Origin of the sequence: Segatella hominis, assembly GCF_019249725.2 — a bacterium.
GTDB lineage: Bacteria > Bacteroidota > Bacteroidia > Bacteroidales > Bacteroidaceae > Prevotella.
In genome coordinates, this window is record NZ_CP137559.1 from 2,654,692 (window position 1) to 2,675,580 (window position 20,889).

The window sequence follows — 20,889 nt, forward strand, 5'->3', positions numbered from 1 at the left end:
TGTTATAAAAATGCAATTACTTGGCAAAAATATATGGTTTTAGTAAGGAATAGCACATTTCTGCTTACTATTTGTTACGATTTTCGCCTTATACACACCAAAGTTGTATAAGGCGAAAATGAATCTCATTCAAACAAATCATCCAGCAAAACTTCATCATTCACAATGCCTGAATGTTTGTTCTGCAATACTCCGTAGGTAGTAACCAGGGTGATGCGGGTGCTGCATCGGGTCATGGTTTCTGCCTGGAAAATAGACATGCGTTCTCTCAATTTCTGCTCATAACCTTTATCAATAGCATACATGCCTGAAGAAAACTTCATTTCACAAAGGTTGATATTATGGTCGGCACGCTCTATCACCAAGTCGATTTGCGTATTCTGTTCGGGTTGCCTGCTACGCCAAGCACTTGCATCATTGAGAATTCTATCTATCCCTAAAGCCTTCTTGATTTCATCCAAATGCAGTAGGCAGAGAAGTTCAAAACTGAAGCCTTGCCAACTTGACACCTGAGGCGTAGATGAAAGATGAGTCCAACGAAGACTGTCTTTCGTATCTATTCCATTCACATATTTATAATAAAATAAGGTATAAAAATCCTTGATGCGATAGATTGCATTGTTCTTGGCATTGCCGTAACGGGCATAAGAAAAGATGAAATCACACTGTTCCAAATCAGACAGAATCTTAGAAAGTGCAGCTCCACCCAATTTAGTTTTCTCGTTGATTTCCTTTCTGGTAAATCCCTCTTTCCGTTCAGTCAGCATCCTGATGACTGCAAGATAGTTGTCTGGACGTTTGAACAAGGTGGAATACAATTCATTATATTCGGTCCGCAGCATGGCATGAGCATCTGCAAAGAAAAGTTCGTCAATATTGCCCAATAGGGAGAGTTCGGGATTGAGCAATGTCAGATAAAAGGGAATACCGCCCAATATCATGTAGCATTGGGCTATCTGATAACGGTTCCATCCAAAATGCTTTTCATCCAGATATTGCTCCATCTCACTCAGTTTAAAAGGACGAAGATAAATTTTTTGGGTAATGCGGTTGAAAAGTCCACCCTGATTATGCAGGAGTTTGTCCACCATCCATGATGTGGCAGATCCGCAAGCCACCAATACAATATCATCACGCATGTTGGCCCATCCATTCCAGAAGTTTTCCAATGCCGATACGAAATCTGATTTAGGTGTATCCATCCAAGGCATTTCGTCAAAAAAAACAACTTTTTTTCCTGGAATGTTGTAAGTTTCTAATAATCTTTGCAAAGCATCAAACGCTTCTGTCCAGTTTTTCAGCTGTGGAACAAAAGTTGAATGAGAATAGCACATCAGTTCTTTAGCAAACTCGGCCAATTGTTGTTCACGTCTCATTTCATGTTTTCCTACAAATGAGAAAGCATAGTTGTCCTTGAAAAAACGTCTTACCAAAAACGTTTTTCCTATACGCCTACGACCATAGACGACTACAAATTCAGAGCGTTCAGACTCCATACAAGCCTGAAGTTTAGCCTGTTCAAGCTTTCTTCCTATCAGTTTATCCATAAGCTAAAAATCTAATAACTTGCCAAAATTACAAAAAATAATCGATTTTGGCAAGTTATCCAATCTAATAACTTGCCAAAATTGAGTTTTTTTAAAGGTTTTGGCAAGTTATCGAAGAAAAAGAAAACGTTTACATCACTTTTTATCGAAAAAGCTTGCTTATATTGCACATTTTTCGTAATTTTGCGCACGATTTCAACGGCAAGGTAAGACAGACGGTCTTATACCTTATTATATATAAGAAGGAAAGCCGTTATTATTAAACAAAAGTATTAAGATAACAATGACTCACAATTTGTTAAAAGGCAAGCGTGGCATCATCTTCGGTGCACTCAATGAGGAATCTATCGCTTGGAAAGTAGCCGAAAAGGCTGCTGAGGAAGGTGCAACTATCGCACTCAGTAACACAGCTATGGCCCTTCGCATGGGTACTCTCGACAAGCTCGCTGAACAAATCAACGCCCCTATCATCGCAGCTGATGCGACCAGCGTTGAAGATTTGGAAAAAGTATTCATTGAGGCTCAGGAGAAACTCGGTGGCAAAATCGACTTCGTGCTCCACTCTGTTGCTATGAGCCCTAACGTACGCAAGCACCGTACTTACGATGATCTCGATTACAATTTCCTGAATAAGACTCTGGATATTTCTGCTATCTCTTTCCACAAGATGTTGCAGGTAGCCAAGAAGCTCGACGCCATCAACGAGTGGGGTTCTGTAGTAGCCCTTACCTACGTGGCTTCTCAGCGTACCTTCTTCGGTTACAACGATATGGCTGACGCTAAGAGCATGCTCGAAAGCATCGCCCGCAGTTTCGGTTACATCTATGGTCGCGAGAAGCACGTACGTATCAATACCATCTCTCAGAGCCCTACTGCTACTACAGCTGGTAAGGGAATCAAGGACATCGAGAACATGATGGACTTCGCTGATAAGATGTCTCCTCTCGGAAACGCCGTAGCTGAGGATTGCGCTAACTACTGCGTGATGATGTTCTCTGACTTCACCCGCAAGGTAACCATGCAGAACCTCTTCCACGATGGTGGTTTCTCATCAATGGGTATGAGCCTCCGTGCCATGAACCAGTATGCCAAGGATCTGGCTCCTTATGAGGACGAGAACGGTAAGGTTATCTACGGATAATCCAGACCTTTCAGACCCAAGACTCATCCTGTACGATAGACATTAGTATATGAATATCAAGGAAAAATATAACCAGATAGACCTCGCCAAGCGTCAAAAACTTGGCGAGGTCGTCCGTTTTGCAATCGTGGGTGGTATTGCTACCGTCCTGCAATACGTCATTTATCTTGCAGCCATGCCGCTGCTGGCAAACCTTATCCCAGCATTGGGAAACAGCGACCACACACTGGCTACTGTTGCCAACACACTGGCTTATATTCTCAGTTTCATCTTCAACTTCATTGCAAGCACCCGCTACACCTTCAAAGTGAAAGCCAATGCCAAGCGAGGGGCTGGTTTCACTTTCTCACATATCGTGAACTACAGTATGCAGACACTCTTCCTCAACCTCTTTGTTGGTTTGGGATTAGCTAAACAGATGGCCATGATTCCTACGCTCTGCATCTGCATACCAGTAAACTTCCTACTGGTAAGATTCTTTCTCAAGAAATAATAGCTATTCATGAAAAAAGTATTCGATATTTTCCGCATCAAGGGAGAGGAAAAATGGTCGGCCATTATAGCGCTGTTCGTTTCCATCGTCCTCAATGCGCTGACCATCATCAGGTACAACAACCAGTTTTCCCAACTCTCGGAAAACTACCACAAGCTCTTTGTCAAGGCCTTCCATGTAGCTGGTTTTGACCCACTTACCTATGCGGCAGTTTCGCAGTGGAACACGGAATATAATGTCTATCGCCATCCACTGCTGGCATTTTTCATGTACATTCCCAACCAGATCAACCAGGGACTGATGATGCTGACGGGCTATAACTGCGTGCAATACATCGTGGGAGCTATTCTCGTATTCTGCGCTTTCTACTCCTTCATCTTCCTCTACAGAATATTCAGGGAAGTGATTGGTACAGAGCGCTGGGATGCCAATCTGCTTTCAGCATTCTACTTCTCGTTTGCATACGTCATGGTGTCGGCGATAGTGCCCGACCATTTCATCATGTCGATGATGATATTGCTCACCACGCTCTACATCACGGGTGTCTGCATCCAAAAGGGAAGAAAGCTCACCATTTGGCAAACGATTCTCCTCTTCCTCTTTACGGCAGGAGTTTCGCTCAACAACGGACTGAAGACATACCTCGCCGCTCTCTTTACCAATGGCAAGCACTTCTTCCGCATCAAATACTTCCTCTTAGGAGTCATTCTGCCTTCGGCTGTCATCTGGGGATTTGCACGTTGGGAATACCGCACCTTCGTATGGCCTAAGGAAATGGCACGCAAGGAAATCAAGATGAAGAAAGACAAGGAAGCCCGAGAAAAGCTCATGCAGCAATACAAGGATACTGCCCAGGTAAAAGATTCAGCTGACGTGGCTATTGCCGTGAAGAAAATCGTGAAACAGAAAGCACGCGACAAATATGTAAGAGACCATAAGCAGATATGGAACAAGAACAAGGGAAAACCGATTGCCAAGGGAGAATTCAGCAGTTGGACAGACATCTCGACTTCAAGGAGTGAGACCATGGTGGAAAACTTCTTCGGAGAAGCCATCATGCTGCATCAGGATCATCTGCTGGGCGATGTTCTCCGTGACCGACCAGTCATCGTAAAATACAAATCGCCAGTCAACTACGTCGTGGAAGGAATCATCGTTATTCTGTTTATCCTCGGACTCATTGCTGGCAGGAAGTCACGTTTTCTGTGGCTCACAATGATGTTCTTCCTCTTCGATTTTGCTCTACACATCGGTTTGGGATTCGGCATCAATGAGGTTTACATCATGACAGCCCATTATATGTATGCTCTCCCTATCGCTATCGGCTTTCTGGTGGAAAAAGCAGGAACCCGATATCAGGCAGATGTGGAAAAAGATGGATACCTGTCTGGAAAAAGGCGTTCCGGGAATTGGCAAACATGGGGACTCCGAGGATTGCTCCTCGCCCTCACACTCTATCTATGGATAAGCAACGGCTATCTGCTGGTTAATTATATGATAGGTTAAGGCTGGGAAACGAAAAATGAAGGGGCAAATAAGAATCGCTCCAAGAATGCCCTAAGAAAAAAGGAAAGAATAAGAAGAAAAAGGAAAAAGGGACGAGGAATCCCCCAAAAAGAAAATAAAGATGGGTAAAGGAAACTCTCAACTGAAAGTTTCCTTTACCCATTTTATGATTTCCCGATCTTTCAAGTCAAACTTGCGGGCGAAAAGACGATTGGAATGCAGAAGTTCTTCTTTATCTGCCGATGTCCAGACATAAGGATTGCCCCGTTTCCAGTCTATCAGTCGCATACACCCCTCATATTCATCTGTTTCAGAATACAATGCCTGTCTGAATTCCGGATGATTCCATACTAAGGTCTGCAGGAAGAACTCATCGGGACAGAAAGTGAAATTGAATCGGCTGAGTACAAACGCCTTCTGGCTGACCACATACTCAGCACACTTCTGTGTGATACTTACCCAGTTGGCTCCCTTGGCAAAATCCATTTTCGAGCGGTGAACAAAAGGCATCAGGCAGAGCGAAAGATACTTATTGATGCGCCTGGTAATTCCATTGAACCAGCCCCATCTGGTGCGTGTATAGCGAGTAAGAAGCCAGCATCTCATCATCTTGCGGCGGCAATCCCATTCAAATTCTTCACCACGATTGATGCCCACAAACTCCTTGCCTCTGTGCTCATGGAAGAACTGGTGGATTTCATCCTGCGTTTTGATAGGCAAATCCTGTCCGCTAAGAATATGATAATACTCGTATGATCCATGCTTCAAAGCCTCTTCAAGCAAAGCATATTCAGTTCGAATTTGACTGAGATTACCCCAACGCACATCCACCCGATGTTCCAAAACAAAAAGGCGAGCCTTGGAGGTGGACATAGGATGGTTTGCGAGCATATTAGACTTGAGATCAATATGCAGGAAAATATCGTTGCGCTCATCATCCAACATGGAAACTAACGTCTGCAGAATTTCCAGGTTATTGTGAGCCATTATCAAAAAAGCATGTTTCATCATATTCTATATTATTATTCAGAAAAACACACGGTATCAACCAGAAATAAATTCTAACTGTACGGTTGAAAAATGTTCCCATATGCTACTGCATCAGCAAAGTAAGTACTACTATCCGCGATGACATAACAACCAGTCTTGACAGTGCGCCTGATACCAATACAATCGCAAAGATACATTAAATCAGAGAGAACACAAAACAAAAACATGTTTTTTACATAAAATCACACAAAATAAAACCTATCATTTTGAATATTCAAAAAAAACAATTACTTTTGCAAGATAAAGAAATCGTTTCAACAAAAAACATATTCAAGAATAAACAATAATATTCAAGGATGAACAATATATTCAAGATTAAGAAAGAAGAAAGGCTCTTTGCGCTCGTAGCCTTCCTGCTCATTGTTGCCTTCAACGTGCTGATGGTAACCTACCACTATGCAGATTTCAGCAAGAATGGAAATGTAGGTTACTGGACCATCTTTACCAAAAATTTCCAGGTATCGGGGTTCGACCCATATACTTATCTCACACTCTCCAAATGGAAAGTGTATTATACGGAATACAGGCATCCGATGCTTCCCTTCTTTCTCTATCCTTTGACGATGCTTAATGAATGGCTGATGGAACTGACTTCCAGGAATTGCGCCACTACCATCGTGGCTGTGATGATGACTTTCCTGGGCACCTATTCCACGATTTTCATACGAAGGATTTTCAGGGAGATCATGCAACTGAAGGCTGCCGACAGTAATCTGCTCACATTCCTGCTCTTTTCCTTCGCCTACGTTCTGCTGGTTACTTTCGTAGATGATCACTTCGGAATGTCACTCTTTTTCCTGTCGATGACGCTTTATCTGGCAGGTCGCCAGCAACAGCAGCACCAAGGAATGCCCTGGTGGCAATGCGCCCTTCTTTTCTTCTTTACGGCAGGAATCACACTCAGCAATGGAGCCAAAACCTTCCTTGCCGCCCTTTTCACCAACGGCAAGAAACTCTTCCGTCCGAAATATCTGGCGTTAGGAATTATCCTGCCTACACTGCTGATAGGAGCTGCAGGAATTTATCAGAACCGCGCCTTCATTATTCCCAACCGTCAGGAAGGTTTGCGCCTGGTACAGAAAAAGGCTGCCAAGGACAGTACTTTCAGAGCAAAAATGGCACAGAAAGAGGCTCATGATAAGGAAATTGCCGGCAAGAACATTCAGCAGAAAGGCATGCTGAAATGGGCAGACATGTCGGTTTCCCGCTCTGAATCACTGATAGAAAATGTATTCGGCGAATCGCTGATGCTGCACAAGGAACATCTGCTGGAGGATATTCATAGTCATAGACCGATATTCGTTAAATACCAGACTCCTATACCTTATATAATAGAACTGGCAATCGTAGCCCTACTGATTACGGGTCTATGGTTGGGCAGACGTTCCCCATTCCTGTGGCTCACTGGTTCTTGGGTGCTCTGCGATGCTTTCATCCATCTGGTAATGGGATTCGGACTGAATGAAGTTTACATCATGGCAGCCCACTGGGCTTTCATCATCCCTATTGCCATCGGATATATTCTCAAGCAAGGCAAGGAAAAATATACCAAGTTCTTGCGCCCGGCATTGGCAATCTTAGCCATCTTCCTATTCTTCTACAACAGTACACTGATTTTCGACTATCTTACAAGATAGAAAGTAGAAGTGAATCAGGAAAAAAAGAAGATAATATCAATATTCAAAAAGAAGAAAAGCGTATGCTAACGGTCAGTATCCTGACTCCTGTCTATGGAGTAGAAAAATATATCGAACAATGTGCCCGCTCATTGTTCGGGCAGTCGTATGCACAAATCGAATACATATTTGTGGACGACTGTACGCCCGACCGCAGTATCTCCATTCTGGAATCTCTCATCCAAGAATATCCAGAAAGGGCTTCGCAGATACGCATCATCCATCATGAGAAAAATAGGGGCGTGGGAGCGGCAAGACAAAACGCACTCATGGCTGCACACGGCGACTACATCATGTTTGTAGATAGTGACGACTTCCTGCCTGAAAATGCAGTGGAAAAACTGATAGAAAAAACAAAGGGACAGACAGGTCTGACGGAAAATACGCAAGGACAGGCTGACCTGATAGACGGAAGCTACTGTGAATGGAACAGCGGAAAGGCCTCAGAACCTCAAAGACCTTTTACTGAAAATGGAGAGGTGTTCCTCAAAATGCTCATCTGCCAGAACATCATCACAAACCGGTTATGGGGAAGACTCTACAGACGACAGATGATCATGGAACATGAAATCTTCTTTGAAGAAGGAATCAACTATGCGGAAGATCTCTTCTGGAATGCCCAATTTCTCTATCATTCCATTCAGGACAAGAGGACTGCAAACTACGCAAGCCCACAGACAAGAGAAGTTGGAAAGAATAAAGTTGGAAGCAAAAAAAATGGAAACCATAAGGTCTGCATCAATGATGTAGTCTATTATTATCGTACAGATAATATCAATTCCTACAATCACAACATATCCGAGAAGAATCTTCTTTCGTATTTCAAATCCACCAGACATCTGATAGATTTCTTTGAGAAATATGACACGGCAAACACTTACCGGAGAGCCATTGACATCGGTGTAGTAAATGCTTACCGCTGGGCAAGAAATGCCAAGGTCAGTCTGGCTCAAGTAGATAAAAGCTTGAACTATATCCCCCACAGTCACATTATCCGGCTCGTCATCCAACTCATCAAATGGGGTATTCCGGCAAACTGCGTCAATCTCCTCTATCTCTCATACAGAAGATTGTTGGGAACGAAATAGGATTTACAGAAATACCAGACAATCAGGAAATAGATTCCGCAGGAAATTCAAATTATGATTTCTTGCGGAATTTACCTTTCGCAAATGCCAGACATTCTTCTAAAATCTGCACTTTCAGCAACTTCATGATGCAGAAATAGATGGCAGCAGAAATTACCAGACGAACCAGGAGCAGGAGATAGATGTTCTCCAGCCAACGGGTAAGCAGGTAGGTTACTCCCATAGTGAATGCCGCACAAAGCATAAAAGGCAAAATATCCTTGGCAACATCCAGAAATCTCAAACCCGTAATGCGCTTAATCATTGCCTGCCACACTACCAGCCAACCTATAATAAATAAGGTATAGGCAACAACCATCATCTGAATGCCATACTGATGGCAGAAAAGCACCAAAGCTAACAAACCGATGACCTGCCCCAGATTGCACCACATATAGACATCCGACCTGCCACGGCTGATGGCAAGATTCTGGTAAAGCGTATAAACTGGCATAAAAGCTCCGCTTATGCAGAGAATCTGCAGCAGAGGCACACTAGCTATCCATTTCTCATGAATCGTGATGAGGATGAATTCCCGAGAAACCAAAGTAAGACCAAACATCAACGGGAAAGAAAGGAATGCAGTAAAACGTAGCATCTTGCGAAACACCATCATTTCTCTGTTCTGATCATCACGAATAGAAGAAAGTACAGGTTGTGCAATCTGTCCCACCGTATTGGCCACAAACGAGTTGGCCTTCGTATCCCAATTATAGGCCTGAGAATAGTTGCCTACATCATTGATAGGATAAAAACGGCCGAAGACAAAAGTAAGCACATTGGTACTCACCGTATTGATGATATTGGTAACCAGAAGTTTGACACTGAATCCGAACATCTTCCTGACAGGTCCGAAATCTATCTGGAAATTAGGTCGCCAGCCCGTATAATAATATCTTCCGATATTCAGCACAAGGATAAAAATCACCTGTTGCCAGGCAAGACTCCAATAAGCCATTTGATTGAAAGCCAGCACCAGACCTACAATATTAGAACAGATCAGTGCCATGAAATTCACAATGGTAATTTCCTTGTTCATCATGTTTTTCATCATATAGCCATTCTGGGCAATACCGAAGGAGGAGATGAAGAAACTTAAAAAGACAAAACGGGATAGGGAGGTAAGACAAGGCTGATGAAAGAAATCAGCAATCAATGGCGCACAGAAAAACAACACCACATACATGGTGAGACTTACGAGCACATTAAACCAGAATACGGAATTGTAGTCATTGTGGGTAGGTTGCTTGATGTTGACAAGGGCTTGCGTAAAGCCACTGCTCTGCAAATTACCAGCAATGAGAGTAAAGATGGTAAGAATGCCGATGATTCCATAATCGGCTGGAGTAAGCAATCGGGCCAGGAATATTCCGAAAAGAATATTCAGTATCTGCGTGGAACCACTGTTCATAGCTCCCCAAAACAATCCCTTGGCTGTCTTTTCCTTCAATGTTTCTGCCATTTTTTCTTTTTTATTGCAAAAGTAGCACAAATAGTTTGAAGTTCAAAACTTTTTGCTTACTTTTGCAACCATAAATACAAAAAACATGGAGATAAAAAGCATCAAAAAGGAATGGAATGCCACGATTCTCGACATATTGAAGGCATTCATGGAAATCTGCAAGACTCACAACCTCAGATATTATTGCTGCGCTGGTACTGCCATCGGAGCTGCACGCCATCATGGAATGATTCCGTGGGACGATGACATTGATGTACTGATGCCGCGCCCGGATTACGACCGATTATTAGAGATTGCCAAGAAAGAAGATTTTGGCAAATATGAGGTTGTGACTCCTTATAATAATGAATCCTACCCGCTCTACTTCTCCAAACTTGTCAATCGGGAAACCACTCTCATCGAGGAGAAAGAACGTCCTTGCATCATCGGACTCTATGTGGATATTTTCCCATTGGATGCTACGGATGATGATCTGGAGACAGCAAAAGCCTTGTATCGCAAGTACTCCAAAACCATCAACCGCCTGAACGCAGTCACTACCCACAACACTTTCGGAGAATACCTTTCCCTGCTCCTTCACAAGGAAACCTGGGGACGTTTTGCCATCAAGACCTTAGCGTTTTTCTTCAGAAGCCGATTGCGCCACCGTCTAATCAGCCAAATGGACGAGATGAGTCATCGCTATGATTTCGATACGGCAAAAAATGTACTGGTCAACACCGGTTCGTATCATTATAAGGAAATCTTCCCGAAAGCCTGGCTTGGCAAGGGTAAGGAGTTTCCTTTCGAGGACACCACAGTACTGTTACCAGAGGAAGCCGATAGATACCTGCGCCATTTCTTTGGAGACTACATGCAGTTCCCTCCTGTAGAACAACGGGTGGAAAAACACCTGCGCTATTATCTCAATATGGAAAAGAGAGAAAGCTGGGACGAAATCAAAAAGAAACTTTCAGCAAAAGAGTAAGGGGGACTTGGACTTATGACACCATCTCACTAATTAGAAGAAGGATGACTGCCAGCAGAACACTCCGCCAAAGTATGCTCAAAACCCTGTTCTACATCAAACAAGGGTTTCCAGCCCAAAGCTTTCAGTTTATCTGTATTAAACGTAGCCTTGGTAATAGGAGTCGTATTGCCCTGCAAAGCATCCTCGGGAATATCAAATACGACCTTACGATGCGCCTTTCCTGCAATCAACTCTGCCAATTGACGAATGGAGATATTGGACTCCGAGTGTGCCACATTGTAGGCATTTCCTTTCTCTCCATCCATCAGAAGACGCAAAATAGCATGAGCAGCATCCACAACATAGAGCCAGGAGCGAAATGCCTCACCCTTACTTTTCAGAACAATATCCTCTCCTCTCAATACATTTCTGATGAATTGAGCAAATACACGGTTGTCACTTTCGGTAAATCCAGGACCGTAAGTATGGCTCAAACGGGCAATAACCACATCTGCATGATATTCTTCGACATAAGACATGCACAGAGTTTCAGCAGCACGTTTAGATGAAGGATAACAGGCACGAACAGAGGCACAATCCACATATCCGCTGCTCATCTCAGTAAATTCAGAGCCATCACCCTCACCGTAAATTTCGCCAGAAGAAACATACACCATCCTACGCATACCATGTTCCAGTCCATATTCCATCAGATGAGAGACTCCATTGATATTGGCCTTCATAACCTCCACAGGTTTCAGTTTGAAGAAATTAGGGCTGGCATTACTGGCAGCATCAATGATATAATCCACCCTTTCCAATAAGTAACTGCAAGCTTTTTCATTGGTCTTTCCTTCCAGGTTTTCCTGCACCGTCTGCGTCACATCCATCTCAATGAAGGAGAAACAATCATCCTCCCAATAGGCAGCAAACTTCTGTTTTGCCCGATTGCGATTACGTCCTGAAGCAATAACCTGATAGCATTTATCCGGATTTTGCATCAGAACATCCACAATGCAACTTCCTATCAACCCCGTAGCTCCAATAACCAAAATACGGGAACCACGAAGGCGCTCCAGATTCAATCCGTCAGAAAAGAGTCTCCTTATATCATGATTATAAGGAGAATAATCTGAATTAGGAGAATGGCCAGAAAAAGATGAATGTTCTACCATAAACTATTTGTTTACATTTTTTAATCTATTAAATCTACTGACATTAAATCCGTATCAACCCATTGAATCTACAACATCCCATAAAATCTACTTCAACCAAGATTCAGGCTGAACCTTCATCAAAGCCTTCAAGATTTCGAGGTCTTCTATGGTTGTAATCTTGATATTCTTCTCAGAACCAGGAACAACATGCATTTGTCTGCCACCAAGTTCTGCCATCAAGGTACAGGAAGCCACAGAATTGGTAATGCCTTTCGCCATTGCCTCCTCATGTGCAGCAATCAGATTGCCCAAGCGGAAGGTTTGAGGAGTCTGAGTACGGATCAACTTGTCACGTGGAATACTTGTAGTCGATGTAAATCCATCCTCACTCTCTAAGATAGCCTCACGACACTTGATGCCGGTTATTGCATATCCATATTTCTGACAGATAGCGATATTGGAAGAGATAATATCCTGCGAAAGTAGCGGACGAACCGCATCATGTACCAATACCAGGTCATCATCACAGCATCCAGCCTCTTTCAGGCCATAAATACCATTATGAATGGATTCCTGACCATTATTACCACCAGGGAAAATCCATTTCAGCTTGGTAATATTAAACTGGTTGGCATAAGACTGCAAAACCGTTTCCCAACCAGCCAGACATACCACGGCAATACCCTGAATATCAGGATGTTTTTGGAAAGCCATCAGCGTATGGATAATAATCGGACAATTATCCACATGCATAAACTGCTTAGGAATGTCCTGACCCATTCTGTTACCAGAACCTCCTGCTATGATAAGTGCATAATTCATAACTTCTATATTTTTATATTATTTTTCAACTATTCTTGCTGGATTTCCCACAACCGTACAACCATCAGGCACATCCTGGAAAACTACGGCTCCAGCTCCAATAGTCACCTGATTACCAATATGAATACCTCCAAAAACCGTAGCTCCCGTATAGATTTTCACATCATCTCCAATGATAGGTCTTCCGCCCTTCCCATTGCCCAACGTCACCATCTGCAGACAATAGAAATTTTTGCCGATAGCCTCTGCATTGAGATACGTAGCATAAGCATGTTCCAGATGAGCACCCTCTCCGATGCGAGGACACCAGATATTCAATGTTCGCTCTGGAGGCAAGAGCCAAGAGATAAATACCGAGCGGTATTCGCCCAAGCGGTAGTAAAAAAGATTGCGAAAAGAGCGTTCACGTGTACACGCCTTGATAAAATTCAAGACAGAAGGCTTCTTGTCCTGCACTTGGCACAAATCGGCATCTATCTCCTTCTTATGAAGCAGATACAAGGCAATGTGCGGAAGCATTCTCACCGCAGATGCCGACAGGATGATGGTTTGCGTTATTGGATTCATTTCTAATCTAAACTTAAGCGCAAAGGTAACATAATTCTTGTAAAATGCAAAATTATTAACTGCAAAATATGCATTTACAAGCACAAAATGGAGCAAGTTCTTGGTAGAAATACAAAAACATGGGCAAGTTCAGACTTTATTTTCTAAAAAATGTGAACAGAAGATACAATTATCAAAGAAATAGCTTACCTTTACCCTCGATATTTCAACTAAAAACAGAATTCAGATGAAAAAGCAACATTTATCACTCATAACACTTGCCTTAGTAGCCAGCATCATGATGGGATGCAAAGCCAGTTCGACAAAGGCACAGGCTGCTAACGATATCAAGGAAGCACGGGCTGCTGATACGCTCGTGGTCAATACAGACAGTTGCATCCTGCAAGAAGGCAAAATAGTACAATGCGCCATCAGCGTTGATTACCCAACTGAGCCCAATGAGCTTTCAAAGAGTATCAGAGCTATCCTCAACGAAGAATTAGCCAATCTGTATCTTGGCAGCATGAATGGAGATGAGATAGAAAAGCAGGAAAGCTACAAGGGCGATCTTGCCAACGGGAATTTGGTGATTGAAAAATACTGCAAGGATAATTTTGCCTATCTGAAAAGTCAGATGAAAGACCTCAAGGAAGCCGACCCACGTGCCAATGCAAATATGAGCTACGACATCAGGCTGAATAAGGAAGCAGAAACGGACAGTTATGTTACTTATCATTGCCTTTCGTATGCCTATCTTGCCGGTGCTCATGGCTCTACCTTCGAACGCTCATTCAATATCGTAAAGGCTACGGGTAAGAAACTGAGTCAGGTGGTAGATACGGCCAGGGTAAAGGACTTACAGCCGATTTTGCGCAAGGGAGTATTAAGTTACTTGAACCAACAGAGTGGGGATGAAAGTCAAACAGCAAATGAAGAAAAGACAGGAAACGAAGGACAGAATGAAAATGAAGAACAAATAACAGATGCTCAGCTCAACGACTATCTGTTTATAGAAAACGGAATCATTCCTTTGCCTTCTTCCTCCCCATATCTGGCAAAAGACGGAGTACACTTTATCTATCAGCAATATGAAATAGGACCTTATGCTATGGGATTAGTCTCCTTTACAGTTCCTTTAGATAAAATCAAGCCGTATCTGACAGCAGAAGCCCTGAAATTACTCAAATAAAATTAGGCAAAGAAAAAATCGAGGGGCGCAACCATCATGATGACGGTCGTGCCCCTCTTCCTTTCCTCATACACAATATATAAAATATCATCAGTTATTGTTTTCCGCCGTCATCGACTTGCGGGAACAATAATCAAAATCTACAGTCTTATCGCCCACAGTAGATTTCCACTTAACAGTAAGTTTCACCTTTTTACCTTGAGTATCCGGCAAAACATCATTTAAATCGAAAGCCACCAAAGCATCTCCCCAGCGCAACTGAGGGTCACCATTCGTATGATGACGAAGCTCTACCTCGTATGGATTCTGAGGATTTACATGAGCTATCAGATTGATAGAGTGCGGTTTTACATTCCCCCAAAGGGCGCGGAAACGCAGCGTAAGATAACCATCCTCTACAACCGTCACCCAATCACGCACAATATCTACTGCATCATGCCCATACTTGGCATCATTCTCCTCAGGAGTAGCAAGACAAGGCACGGGTTTCTTCGTCAGAATACTGTCTATCCAGTTGACGTTGACCACCGCTCCATACTTATCATCTTTACGGTCGGTCATCGTATAGTTGACCAGTGCACGAACCTCTTTATCCCCAAAAGGTTTCTTACTGATATTGCCAGGAGCCAATGTTGTCTGATCATCCAATTGAAAATAACATCTATCTCCAGTCACCTTCACCGTAACAAGAGCATTCGGAACGGTTCTCAAATAGTAATCATTATCATCGTCCGAGCAGGAACCCAAAGAGACGGCAAGCGTCATCATTCCTATTGCTACAAGAGCCCATTTCTTAAACTTTTTCATATTACTTTTATTTCATTAATTTTTCTCGTATCTGTCTTATAAACCAAATGTTTGGTAAATCTTGCGTCATAATACGCAAAAGAAAGTTAAAAGGGTAGTCAGATACATTTTATTTCTGTATATTTGCAATTCAAAACAGTACCAATATAATAAGGAATAGCACTCCAACATCATAAGGAGCTGCACTCCGGAAGAGAAAAAGATTGTAACAGCATGGCTAAAATATTGATAGTAGAAGACGATTTAGCTTTCGGAACCATGATACAGACATGGCTCAGAAAAAAGGGATTCGAGGTTGAAAGAGCGACTTCGGTGAAAGCGGCATTGCATTTTTTTGAAGACAACAGTCACTGGGACTTGGTCTTGTCCGACCTCAGACTCCCGGATCATGATGGGCTCACTCTTCTGCAATGGCTCAAAAAAAACGATTACTCCATTCCTTTCATCGTCATGACCAGCTATGCAGAAGTTCAGAATGCTGTTCTCGCCATGAAATCGGGCGCTACTGATTATGTTGCCAAACCTTTCCATCCAGACATCTTATTAGAGAAGATTCAGGAGGCATTGAAAGCAGGTAAACAAGCACAAAATGATGGTAAGAGCGAAGAACGAGGAGTCAGACGCCAAGATTCTTCATCTGCTGAAGATGAAAGCGCTTCTTCTGTTTCACAAAGAACAAAGAGCCAGACTAACCGTTCTTCGGCTGGGGTTTCCTCAGAGACCTCTAATAATCAGGATGTTCCGAAATATCTGGAGGGAGAAAGCGAGGCTTCCAGAAAACTGTACGATTTTGTTTCGCTTGTTGCCCCTACTCCTATGTCTGTCCTCATCCTCGGAGCCAGCGGAACTGGTAAGGAATATGTGGCTCACCGCATCCACGATCTGAGCCAACGGGCAGGAAAACCATTCTTTGCGCTCGACTGTGGAGCCATTCCGAAAGACGTAGCTGCATCAGAATTTTTCGGATACACAAAGGGAGCCTTTACCGGTGCTGATCAAGACAAGAAGGGCGCTTTTGAAATGGCTAATGGCGGCACACTCTTCCTGGATGAAATGGGAAACCTGAACTACGAGGTGCAGGTACAGTTGCTCCGTGCTCTTCAGGAACGGAAGATCCGTCCTTTGGGAAGCACCAAGGAAATAGACATCGACATCCGACTCGTATGTGCAACCAATGAAAATCTTGCCCAACGAGTGGCTGAAGGCAATTTCCGTGAAGACCTTTACCATCGCGTCAATGAGTTTACGATCTATATGCCTGAGTTGAAAGACCGCGGAACAGACCTCTTCCTCTTTGCAGACCTCTTTATAAAAAAGGCCAACAAAGAGTTGGGACGCCAGATATTGGGACTGGACGGGAAAGCCAAGGAAAGAATTGCATCCTACAACTGGCCTGGTAACCTGCGAGAACTCAACAACGTGATGAAACGTGCCACCCTGCTTGCCAAGGGTGACTATATCAGCGTGAATGAACTCGAACAATGCATGAGTCAGATTCAGCCACAAGCCCCTATCACCTTGCATGATGAACAGACAGAACTGCAACGCATAGAAGCAGCCATAAAAACAGCAGGCGGCAACAAAAGCAAAGCTGCGCAACTGCTTGCTATAGACAGGAAAACTCTCTATAACAAACTCAAGAAATACGGGTTGTAACCTATCTTATGCGTTAAAGAAATAAAAAACAAAGCCTCGCAAACCAAGTTTGCGAGGAATAATTTGGCATGTCTATTTTTTTTGGTTATTTTTGCACAAAAGACATAAACATACCTTATTATGATGAATATATTCAACATAAAAAACTTGTTATTTGCAGCCATGATGCTCTTGACAAGTTCAAGTTTCACATCTTGTGGAAGCTCCGATGAAACCAGCATGCCACAACAGATAAAGCAGTATTTTGACAAGGACATCACTTTAAAGAATGCCGGCAATCATACTTCTGCTTACTTTGACCTCTCTGATGGTGTAGTACTCGCATATAAGAACAAAGACGCTGCCAGTTTTCTGAATGCTACTGTTCAGAAACTTACCAGTAATGATTCTTGCCAGGTATTCTCGCTTGCAGACGACAAGATTACTCCCTTGAAGCTGAAACAGACCAAGCTATACAACAAAATCATGGACACCGGTTCGTATGTCCAGCAAATGGCTCCTATCGAAAAGACACTCGACAAGATAGTAAGAGACGGAAAAAGCAGTCTATTAGTTACAGATTTCGAGGAATTTACCCCAGACAGACAAGTCCAGCATCAGAGTTTCGCTACCCGTTATTTCACCAATTGGCTGAAACAAGGTAACGACATCACCTTCTTTGTCTTCGATTTCATCGGCGAAAGAAATATTCCTTATCACTTGTATTTCATCGTGTTTGACAACAAGAGCCACCAGTTCCTCAACAAGATCAAGGAATCCGCAGTGGGCATTACCGGTTATCAGGAATTTCATCTCTCCACAGATGCTTATTCCGTCTCCACATCCTACCCTTCCGCTTCACAGGGCGGCAACTATCATGATGCAGAAACAGGCGAAGACCTCGTAACAGGCGTCATGGAGGACGGAAGTGAGACAGCCTACACCAATTACGGTCAGGGAGCCCGCTTGGAATATTATCCGTTAGGCGTAAGTTGGGAAGATGCGCTGAAGAACTCAGAAGAAGCCAAGCAGGCTGGATTTAATCCAAGATATACGGCATTATTCCGAAACCTTTTCTTCGACTTCAGCAATCAGGATTCTTACATCATCAAGAAACTTGCAGTAAAAGTGACCGATGTAGAAGAAGATTTCCAACAATACGCCTTATATCAGAAGGTTCTTGCCGACAAAGAGAAATCAGCCTCCTATTATGATGAGAATGGAAAGATTCTCGCAGAATTTGACTACAAAGAGAATCAGTCAAAACCTACGGAAATCAAAGACTTGCTGATACTGGATCAAGACTTATTTGCCCAAAGCATGGCTCAAAGTAATGGCAAGAAGGCAGAGATAGGCATCATCTTCTCACCTCAATTTAAAGGAAACATCATTGGGGGCGAGCAAGGAGACCTTCTCCGCATTGACGTAACCATAGCAGAAAGTCAGCCCAACCTTTCTGCCCGTTTGGATCAGCTTTTCTCATGGGGAGCCAATAATAATCTCCGAGATGCCATCCGGAATACCCTGCAAGAGTTGAACCCTGTGGGAACGGTTATCTACACCTATTTTGCCAAAGCATTATAGTTTTACCAAGATATGATAGATTTTATCAAAGACATGATTGACTATAATAAAAGATTTAGTGTCTTCATCATATTTTAGATTTAAAATCATCATAAAAAATAAAGATTAGAAAATTAAAAAACTCAAGAATAATGAACGCAACAGTTGCTTCTGCCTACATGATAGGCGCAATTACCTTCGTGGTCAGCATCATATTGGCCATCGCCATTGCCAACGGAATCCGATATGAGGCCGGAATTAATCCCCAAGATAAAAGAAAGAGAAGAATCTGGTTCTGGATTTTAGCCATTCTCTGTCCGATAGCCATCATGACTATCTGTTATTTCGGAGCCTATACAGACATTAGAATTCCTTCCAGAAGAGATGCTTATCTTGCTGCCATGGCCATATCTTCAGGACTCTTTTGCATAGCTTACATCGTATGCGGCTTTATCCTCAGCAAAAGTTTTCCACACGGAAAACTATCCAGTTGGTTCTAAGAGAAACGCTGAAGGAAACAAAGAAATGAAGCCCCTATCAACAAAACAATGAAGCCCTATGAATAAAATATTTATAATAGCCATTGGCGGAACTGGCATGAGATGCTTGGAATCTTTCGTACATCTCTGTGCCATGGGTATGTTTGACAACAAGACCATAGATATCCTCACCTTGGATACAGACCAGAGCAATGGAAATAAAGACCGGGTAGAAGCACTCATCGATCTGTACAACAAGATCAAGTCGGATGATGCCAACCAAGTCAACGGAGGTAATCCGAATGCCAAAACCTTCTTCTCGGCAAAGATAAATCTATATCGCTTTTATACCGTATATGGAGAAGGCAACAGAAAGACCTATAAGATTCTTTCTGGTGTAAACAGCGGACTTCACAAAGAAGAAAACACCGATTTGACAGACCTCTTCTTTGATGATGATTCCGTACAGAGTTTCGAGTTGTCTCACGGTTATCGTGCCCAGACCCACCTCGGTTCTCTGCTCATGTATCATGGCATCATCGAAGCCGCACGCAACATTTCCAGAAATGGCGAGAGTGCATCCAATGCAGAAAAAGATCTCAGGAATTTTCTCGATTCACTCCTGTCAGAACAAAGTTCAGCCCGTGTTTTCGTTTTCGGTTCTATCTTCGGAGGCACAGGAGCCTCATCTATACCTGTCATTCCCGTAGCGCTGAGAGATGCTATCAATATACTTTCTGATGGCACCAAGACTTTGGACGCTAACATGGTAAAATTCGGTTCTACCCTCCTGACCGACTACTTCACCTTCACGGCTCCAGACAGTCTGCAGAAGGATGAAGACAAGGTAATCGCCGACTCCAATAATTTTGCCCTCAACTGTCAGGCTGCCCTGCAGTTCTATCAGGCAGACCCTACCGTCAGAAGCACCTACAAGCGCTTCTATCATATCGGTTGGCCTTTTCCACCGCTCTACGTGGGCAATCAAGGCAAGACCATTACGGGAGGAAGAGCACAAAAGAACGCATGTCATGTAGTAGAACTGATGTGCGCCTGTGCCGCATACGATTTCTTCCACTTGCCAGCAGAAGAACTCAACAATGAGTCGGCCAAATACCTCTACCGCTCTTTTGAGGAGAAAGATGGACAAGTCTATCTGCATGGTACAGATTTCATCAACAATGGAAATCTCTTCGAGAGCAAACTCGGTTCGCTCTTCTCACTTGCCCATATCATTCTCTCCCAATATGATGCAGCCTGGACAGATGCAGAAGGCTCAGGAACGAAGGGGCTTCTCAACCGATTTGCCCAGCAGAACATTCACGACTACGACAGCATCACCAACAACCAGGCCAAGAATCTGGACGAGTATTTCAGAGACTACTTCGGCTATCATTTTGGCATAGAAGGCAATATGCAGAAGGGTTGGATTTATCAGATTAAGGAGTCCGTTCCGGGCAGATTCATTTTCGTAGATGAAGCCTTCAGAGAACAGCAGAAAGAGATGAAGAATATCAGTTGTGGACATCTGTTTGAGGACGAGAAGCACAACTGGAGCAAACTGTCAGGCATCTTCAGCAAGAAAGACAACAGTGTGGATGTGCTCATCAAGAACATAGGCGAAGAAAAGACGAAGCCTACGACTGAGCAGAACGTACAGACCACCAAGGAGAAATTCCTTGCCCACATCCACAATGCCATCACCATCAACCAGAACTTCAACGAGATAAAATAATCGTT

At 43.2% G+C, this 20,889-nt stretch carries 18 protein-coding genes; 11 read left to right on the forward strand and 7 right to left on the reverse strand.

Annotated features, from left to right (window positions below):
* Positions 1-125 precede the first annotated feature (125 nt).
* Complete coding sequence (locus tag KUA50_RS10850; protein WP_218456140.1) at positions 126-1,547, reverse strand: AAA family ATPase; 1,422 nt, start codon at positions 1,545-1,547, stop codon at positions 126-128.
* 283 nt (positions 1,548-1,830) lie between these two features.
* Here KUA50_RS10850 and KUA50_RS10855 point away from each other — a divergent pair, with 283 nt between their 5' ends.
* The 3 genes from KUA50_RS10855 to KUA50_RS10865 are packed head-to-tail and all read left to right on the forward strand — an operon-like array spanning position 1,831 to position 4,687.
* Positions 1,831-2,688, forward strand: coding sequence for an enoyl-ACP reductase (locus tag KUA50_RS10855; protein ID WP_118117032.1), 858 nt, complete (start codon positions 1,831-1,833; stop codon positions 2,686-2,688).
* Between the two features lie 49 nt (positions 2,689-2,737).
* Positions 2,738-3,181: a GtrA family protein gene (locus tag KUA50_RS10860; RefSeq protein WP_022110344.1), complete on the forward strand. Its 444-nt coding sequence runs from the start codon at positions 2,738-2,740 to the stop codon at positions 3,179-3,181.
* A gap of 9 nt (positions 3,182-3,190) precedes the next feature.
* Complete coding sequence (locus KUA50_RS10865) at positions 3,191-4,687, forward strand: DUF6080 domain-containing protein (RefSeq protein WP_218456139.1); 1,497 nt, start codon at positions 3,191-3,193, stop codon at positions 4,685-4,687.
* Between the two features lie 138 nt (positions 4,688-4,825).
* Here KUA50_RS10865 and KUA50_RS10870 read toward each other — a convergent pair whose 3' ends face one another.
* Positions 4,826-5,674 (reverse strand): beta-1,6-N-acetylglucosaminyltransferase, encoded by an 849-nt coding sequence (locus KUA50_RS10870; protein ID WP_218456138.1) that lies wholly within the window; start codon positions 5,672-5,674, stop codon positions 4,826-4,828.
* A gap of 359 nt (positions 5,675-6,033) precedes the next feature.
* Between KUA50_RS10870 and KUA50_RS10875 the strand changes: the two genes are divergently transcribed.
* The gene (locus KUA50_RS10875; RefSeq protein ID WP_218456137.1) at positions 6,034-7,374 is read left to right on the forward strand and encodes a DUF6080 domain-containing protein; all 1,341 of its coding nucleotides are present in this window, start codon (positions 6,034-6,036) and stop codon (positions 7,372-7,374) included.
* Positions 7,375-7,436: 62 nt separating this feature from the next.
* Entirely contained in the window at positions 7,437-8,501 is a 1,065-nt protein-coding gene (locus KUA50_RS10880; RefSeq protein WP_218456136.1) for a glycosyltransferase family 2 protein, read from the forward strand.
* A gap of 52 nt (positions 8,502-8,553) precedes the next feature.
* Here KUA50_RS10880 and KUA50_RS10885 read toward each other — a convergent pair whose 3' ends face one another.
* Positions 8,554-10,002 carry a lipopolysaccharide biosynthesis protein gene (locus KUA50_RS10885; protein ID WP_218456135.1) on the reverse strand — a complete coding sequence of 483 codons (1,449 nt, stop codon included), beginning with the start codon at positions 10,000-10,002 and terminating at the stop codon, positions 8,554-8,556.
* Positions 10,003-10,087: 85 nt separating this feature from the next.
* Between KUA50_RS10885 and KUA50_RS10890 the strand changes: the two genes are divergently transcribed.
* Positions 10,088-10,969, forward strand: a complete 882-nt coding sequence (locus KUA50_RS10890) for a LicD family protein (RefSeq protein WP_218456134.1) — start codon at positions 10,088-10,090, stop codon at positions 10,967-10,969.
* Positions 10,970-10,998: 29 nt separating this feature from the next.
* Here the strand turns inward: KUA50_RS10890 and KUA50_RS10895 are convergent, their stop codons facing one another.
* From KUA50_RS10895 to KUA50_RS10905, 3 genes are all read right to left on the reverse strand, one after another.
* Complete coding sequence (locus tag KUA50_RS10895; RefSeq protein ID WP_218456133.1) at positions 10,999-12,126, reverse strand: NAD-dependent epimerase/dehydratase family protein; 1,128 nt, start codon at positions 12,124-12,126, stop codon at positions 10,999-11,001.
* Between the two features lie 87 nt (positions 12,127-12,213).
* On the reverse strand, positions 12,214-12,930 hold the full coding sequence (locus tag KUA50_RS10900; protein ID WP_218456132.1) for an IspD/TarI family cytidylyltransferase: 717 nt from the start codon (positions 12,928-12,930) through the stop codon (positions 12,214-12,216).
* Positions 12,931-12,948: 18 nt separating this feature from the next.
* Positions 12,949-13,497 (reverse strand): serine O-acetyltransferase, encoded by a 549-nt coding sequence (locus KUA50_RS10905; RefSeq protein WP_218456131.1) that lies wholly within the window; start codon positions 13,495-13,497, stop codon positions 12,949-12,951.
* 226 nt (positions 13,498-13,723) lie between these two features.
* Between KUA50_RS10905 and KUA50_RS10910 the strand changes: the two genes are divergently transcribed.
* On the forward strand, positions 13,724-14,665 hold the full coding sequence (locus tag KUA50_RS10910; RefSeq protein WP_218456130.1) for an RsiV family protein: 942 nt from the start codon (positions 13,724-13,726) through the stop codon (positions 14,663-14,665).
* 90 nt (positions 14,666-14,755) lie between these two features.
* Here the strand turns inward: KUA50_RS10910 and KUA50_RS10915 are convergent, their stop codons facing one another.
* Entirely contained in the window at positions 14,756-15,472 is a 717-nt protein-coding gene (locus KUA50_RS10915; RefSeq protein ID WP_218456129.1) for a NigD-like protein, read from the reverse strand.
* Positions 15,473-15,685: 213 nt separating this feature from the next.
* Between KUA50_RS10915 and KUA50_RS10920 the strand changes: the two genes are divergently transcribed.
* The 4 genes from KUA50_RS10920 (at position 15,686) to KUA50_RS10935 (ending at position 20,884) form a co-directional block, all read left to right on the forward strand.
* Positions 15,686-17,128 (forward strand): sigma-54-dependent transcriptional regulator, encoded by a 1,443-nt coding sequence (locus KUA50_RS10920; protein ID WP_218456128.1) that lies wholly within the window; start codon positions 15,686-15,688, stop codon positions 17,126-17,128.
* Between the two features lie 120 nt (positions 17,129-17,248).
* Positions 17,249-18,691, forward strand: a complete 1,443-nt coding sequence (locus KUA50_RS10925) for a hypothetical protein (RefSeq protein WP_218456127.1) — start codon at positions 17,249-17,251, stop codon at positions 18,689-18,691.
* Positions 18,692-18,822: 131 nt separating this feature from the next.
* Complete coding sequence (locus KUA50_RS10930) at positions 18,823-19,170, forward strand: hypothetical protein (protein ID WP_022109918.1); 348 nt, start codon at positions 18,823-18,825, stop codon at positions 19,168-19,170.
* A gap of 58 nt (positions 19,171-19,228) precedes the next feature.
* Positions 19,229-20,884, forward strand: a complete 1,656-nt coding sequence (locus KUA50_RS10935) for a hypothetical protein (protein ID WP_218456126.1) — start codon at positions 19,229-19,231, stop codon at positions 20,882-20,884.
* The last annotated feature ends 5 nt before the right edge of the window (positions 20,885-20,889 follow it).

Bases quoted from the DNA above. Each gene is read 5' to 3' on its own strand.
- KUA50_RS10850 (WP_218456140.1), bottom strand. From the start codon at position 1,547: ATGGATAAACTGATAGGAAGAAAGCTTGAACAGGCTAAACTTCAGGCT.
- KUA50_RS10855 (WP_118117032.1), top strand. From the start codon at position 1,831: ATGACTCACAATTTGTTAAAAGGCAAGCGTGGCATCATCTTCGGTGCA.
- KUA50_RS10860 (WP_022110344.1), top strand. From the start codon at position 2,738: ATGAATATCAAGGAAAAATATAACCAGATAGACCTCGCCAAGCGTCAA.
- KUA50_RS10865 (WP_218456139.1), top strand. From the start codon at position 3,191: ATGAAAAAAGTATTCGATATTTTCCGCATCAAGGGAGAGGAAAAATGG.
- KUA50_RS10870 (WP_218456138.1), bottom strand. From the start codon at position 5,674: ATGGCTCACAATAACCTGGAAATTCTGCAGACGTTAGTTTCCATGTTG.
- KUA50_RS10875 (WP_218456137.1), top strand. From the start codon at position 6,034: ATGAACAATATATTCAAGATTAAGAAAGAAGAAAGGCTCTTTGCGCTC.
- KUA50_RS10880 (WP_218456136.1), top strand. From the start codon at position 7,437: ATGCTAACGGTCAGTATCCTGACTCCTGTCTATGGAGTAGAAAAATAT.
- KUA50_RS10885 (WP_218456135.1), bottom strand. From the start codon at position 10,002: ATGGCAGAAACATTGAAGGAAAAGACAGCCAAGGGATTGTTTTGGGGA.
- KUA50_RS10890 (WP_218456134.1), top strand. From the start codon at position 10,088: ATGGAGATAAAAAGCATCAAAAAGGAATGGAATGCCACGATTCTCGAC.
- KUA50_RS10895 (WP_218456133.1), bottom strand. From the start codon at position 12,126: ATGGTAGAACATTCATCTTTTTCTGGCCATTCTCCTAATTCAGATTAT.
- KUA50_RS10900 (WP_218456132.1), bottom strand. From the start codon at position 12,930: ATGAATTATGCACTTATCATAGCAGGAGGTTCTGGTAACAGAATGGGT.
- KUA50_RS10905 (WP_218456131.1), bottom strand. From the start codon at position 13,497: ATGAATCCAATAACGCAAACCATCATCCTGTCGGCATCTGCGGTGAGA.
- KUA50_RS10910 (WP_218456130.1), top strand. From the start codon at position 13,724: ATGAAAAAGCAACATTTATCACTCATAACACTTGCCTTAGTAGCCAGC.
- KUA50_RS10915 (WP_218456129.1), bottom strand. From the start codon at position 15,472: ATGAAAAAGTTTAAGAAATGGGCTCTTGTAGCAATAGGAATGATGACG.
- KUA50_RS10920 (WP_218456128.1), top strand. From the start codon at position 15,686: ATGGCTAAAATATTGATAGTAGAAGACGATTTAGCTTTCGGAACCATG.
- KUA50_RS10925 (WP_218456127.1), top strand. From the start codon at position 17,249: ATGATGAATATATTCAACATAAAAAACTTGTTATTTGCAGCCATGATG.
- KUA50_RS10930 (WP_022109918.1), top strand. From the start codon at position 18,823: ATGAACGCAACAGTTGCTTCTGCCTACATGATAGGCGCAATTACCTTC.
- KUA50_RS10935 (WP_218456126.1), top strand. From the start codon at position 19,229: ATGAATAAAATATTTATAATAGCCATTGGCGGAACTGGCATGAGATGC.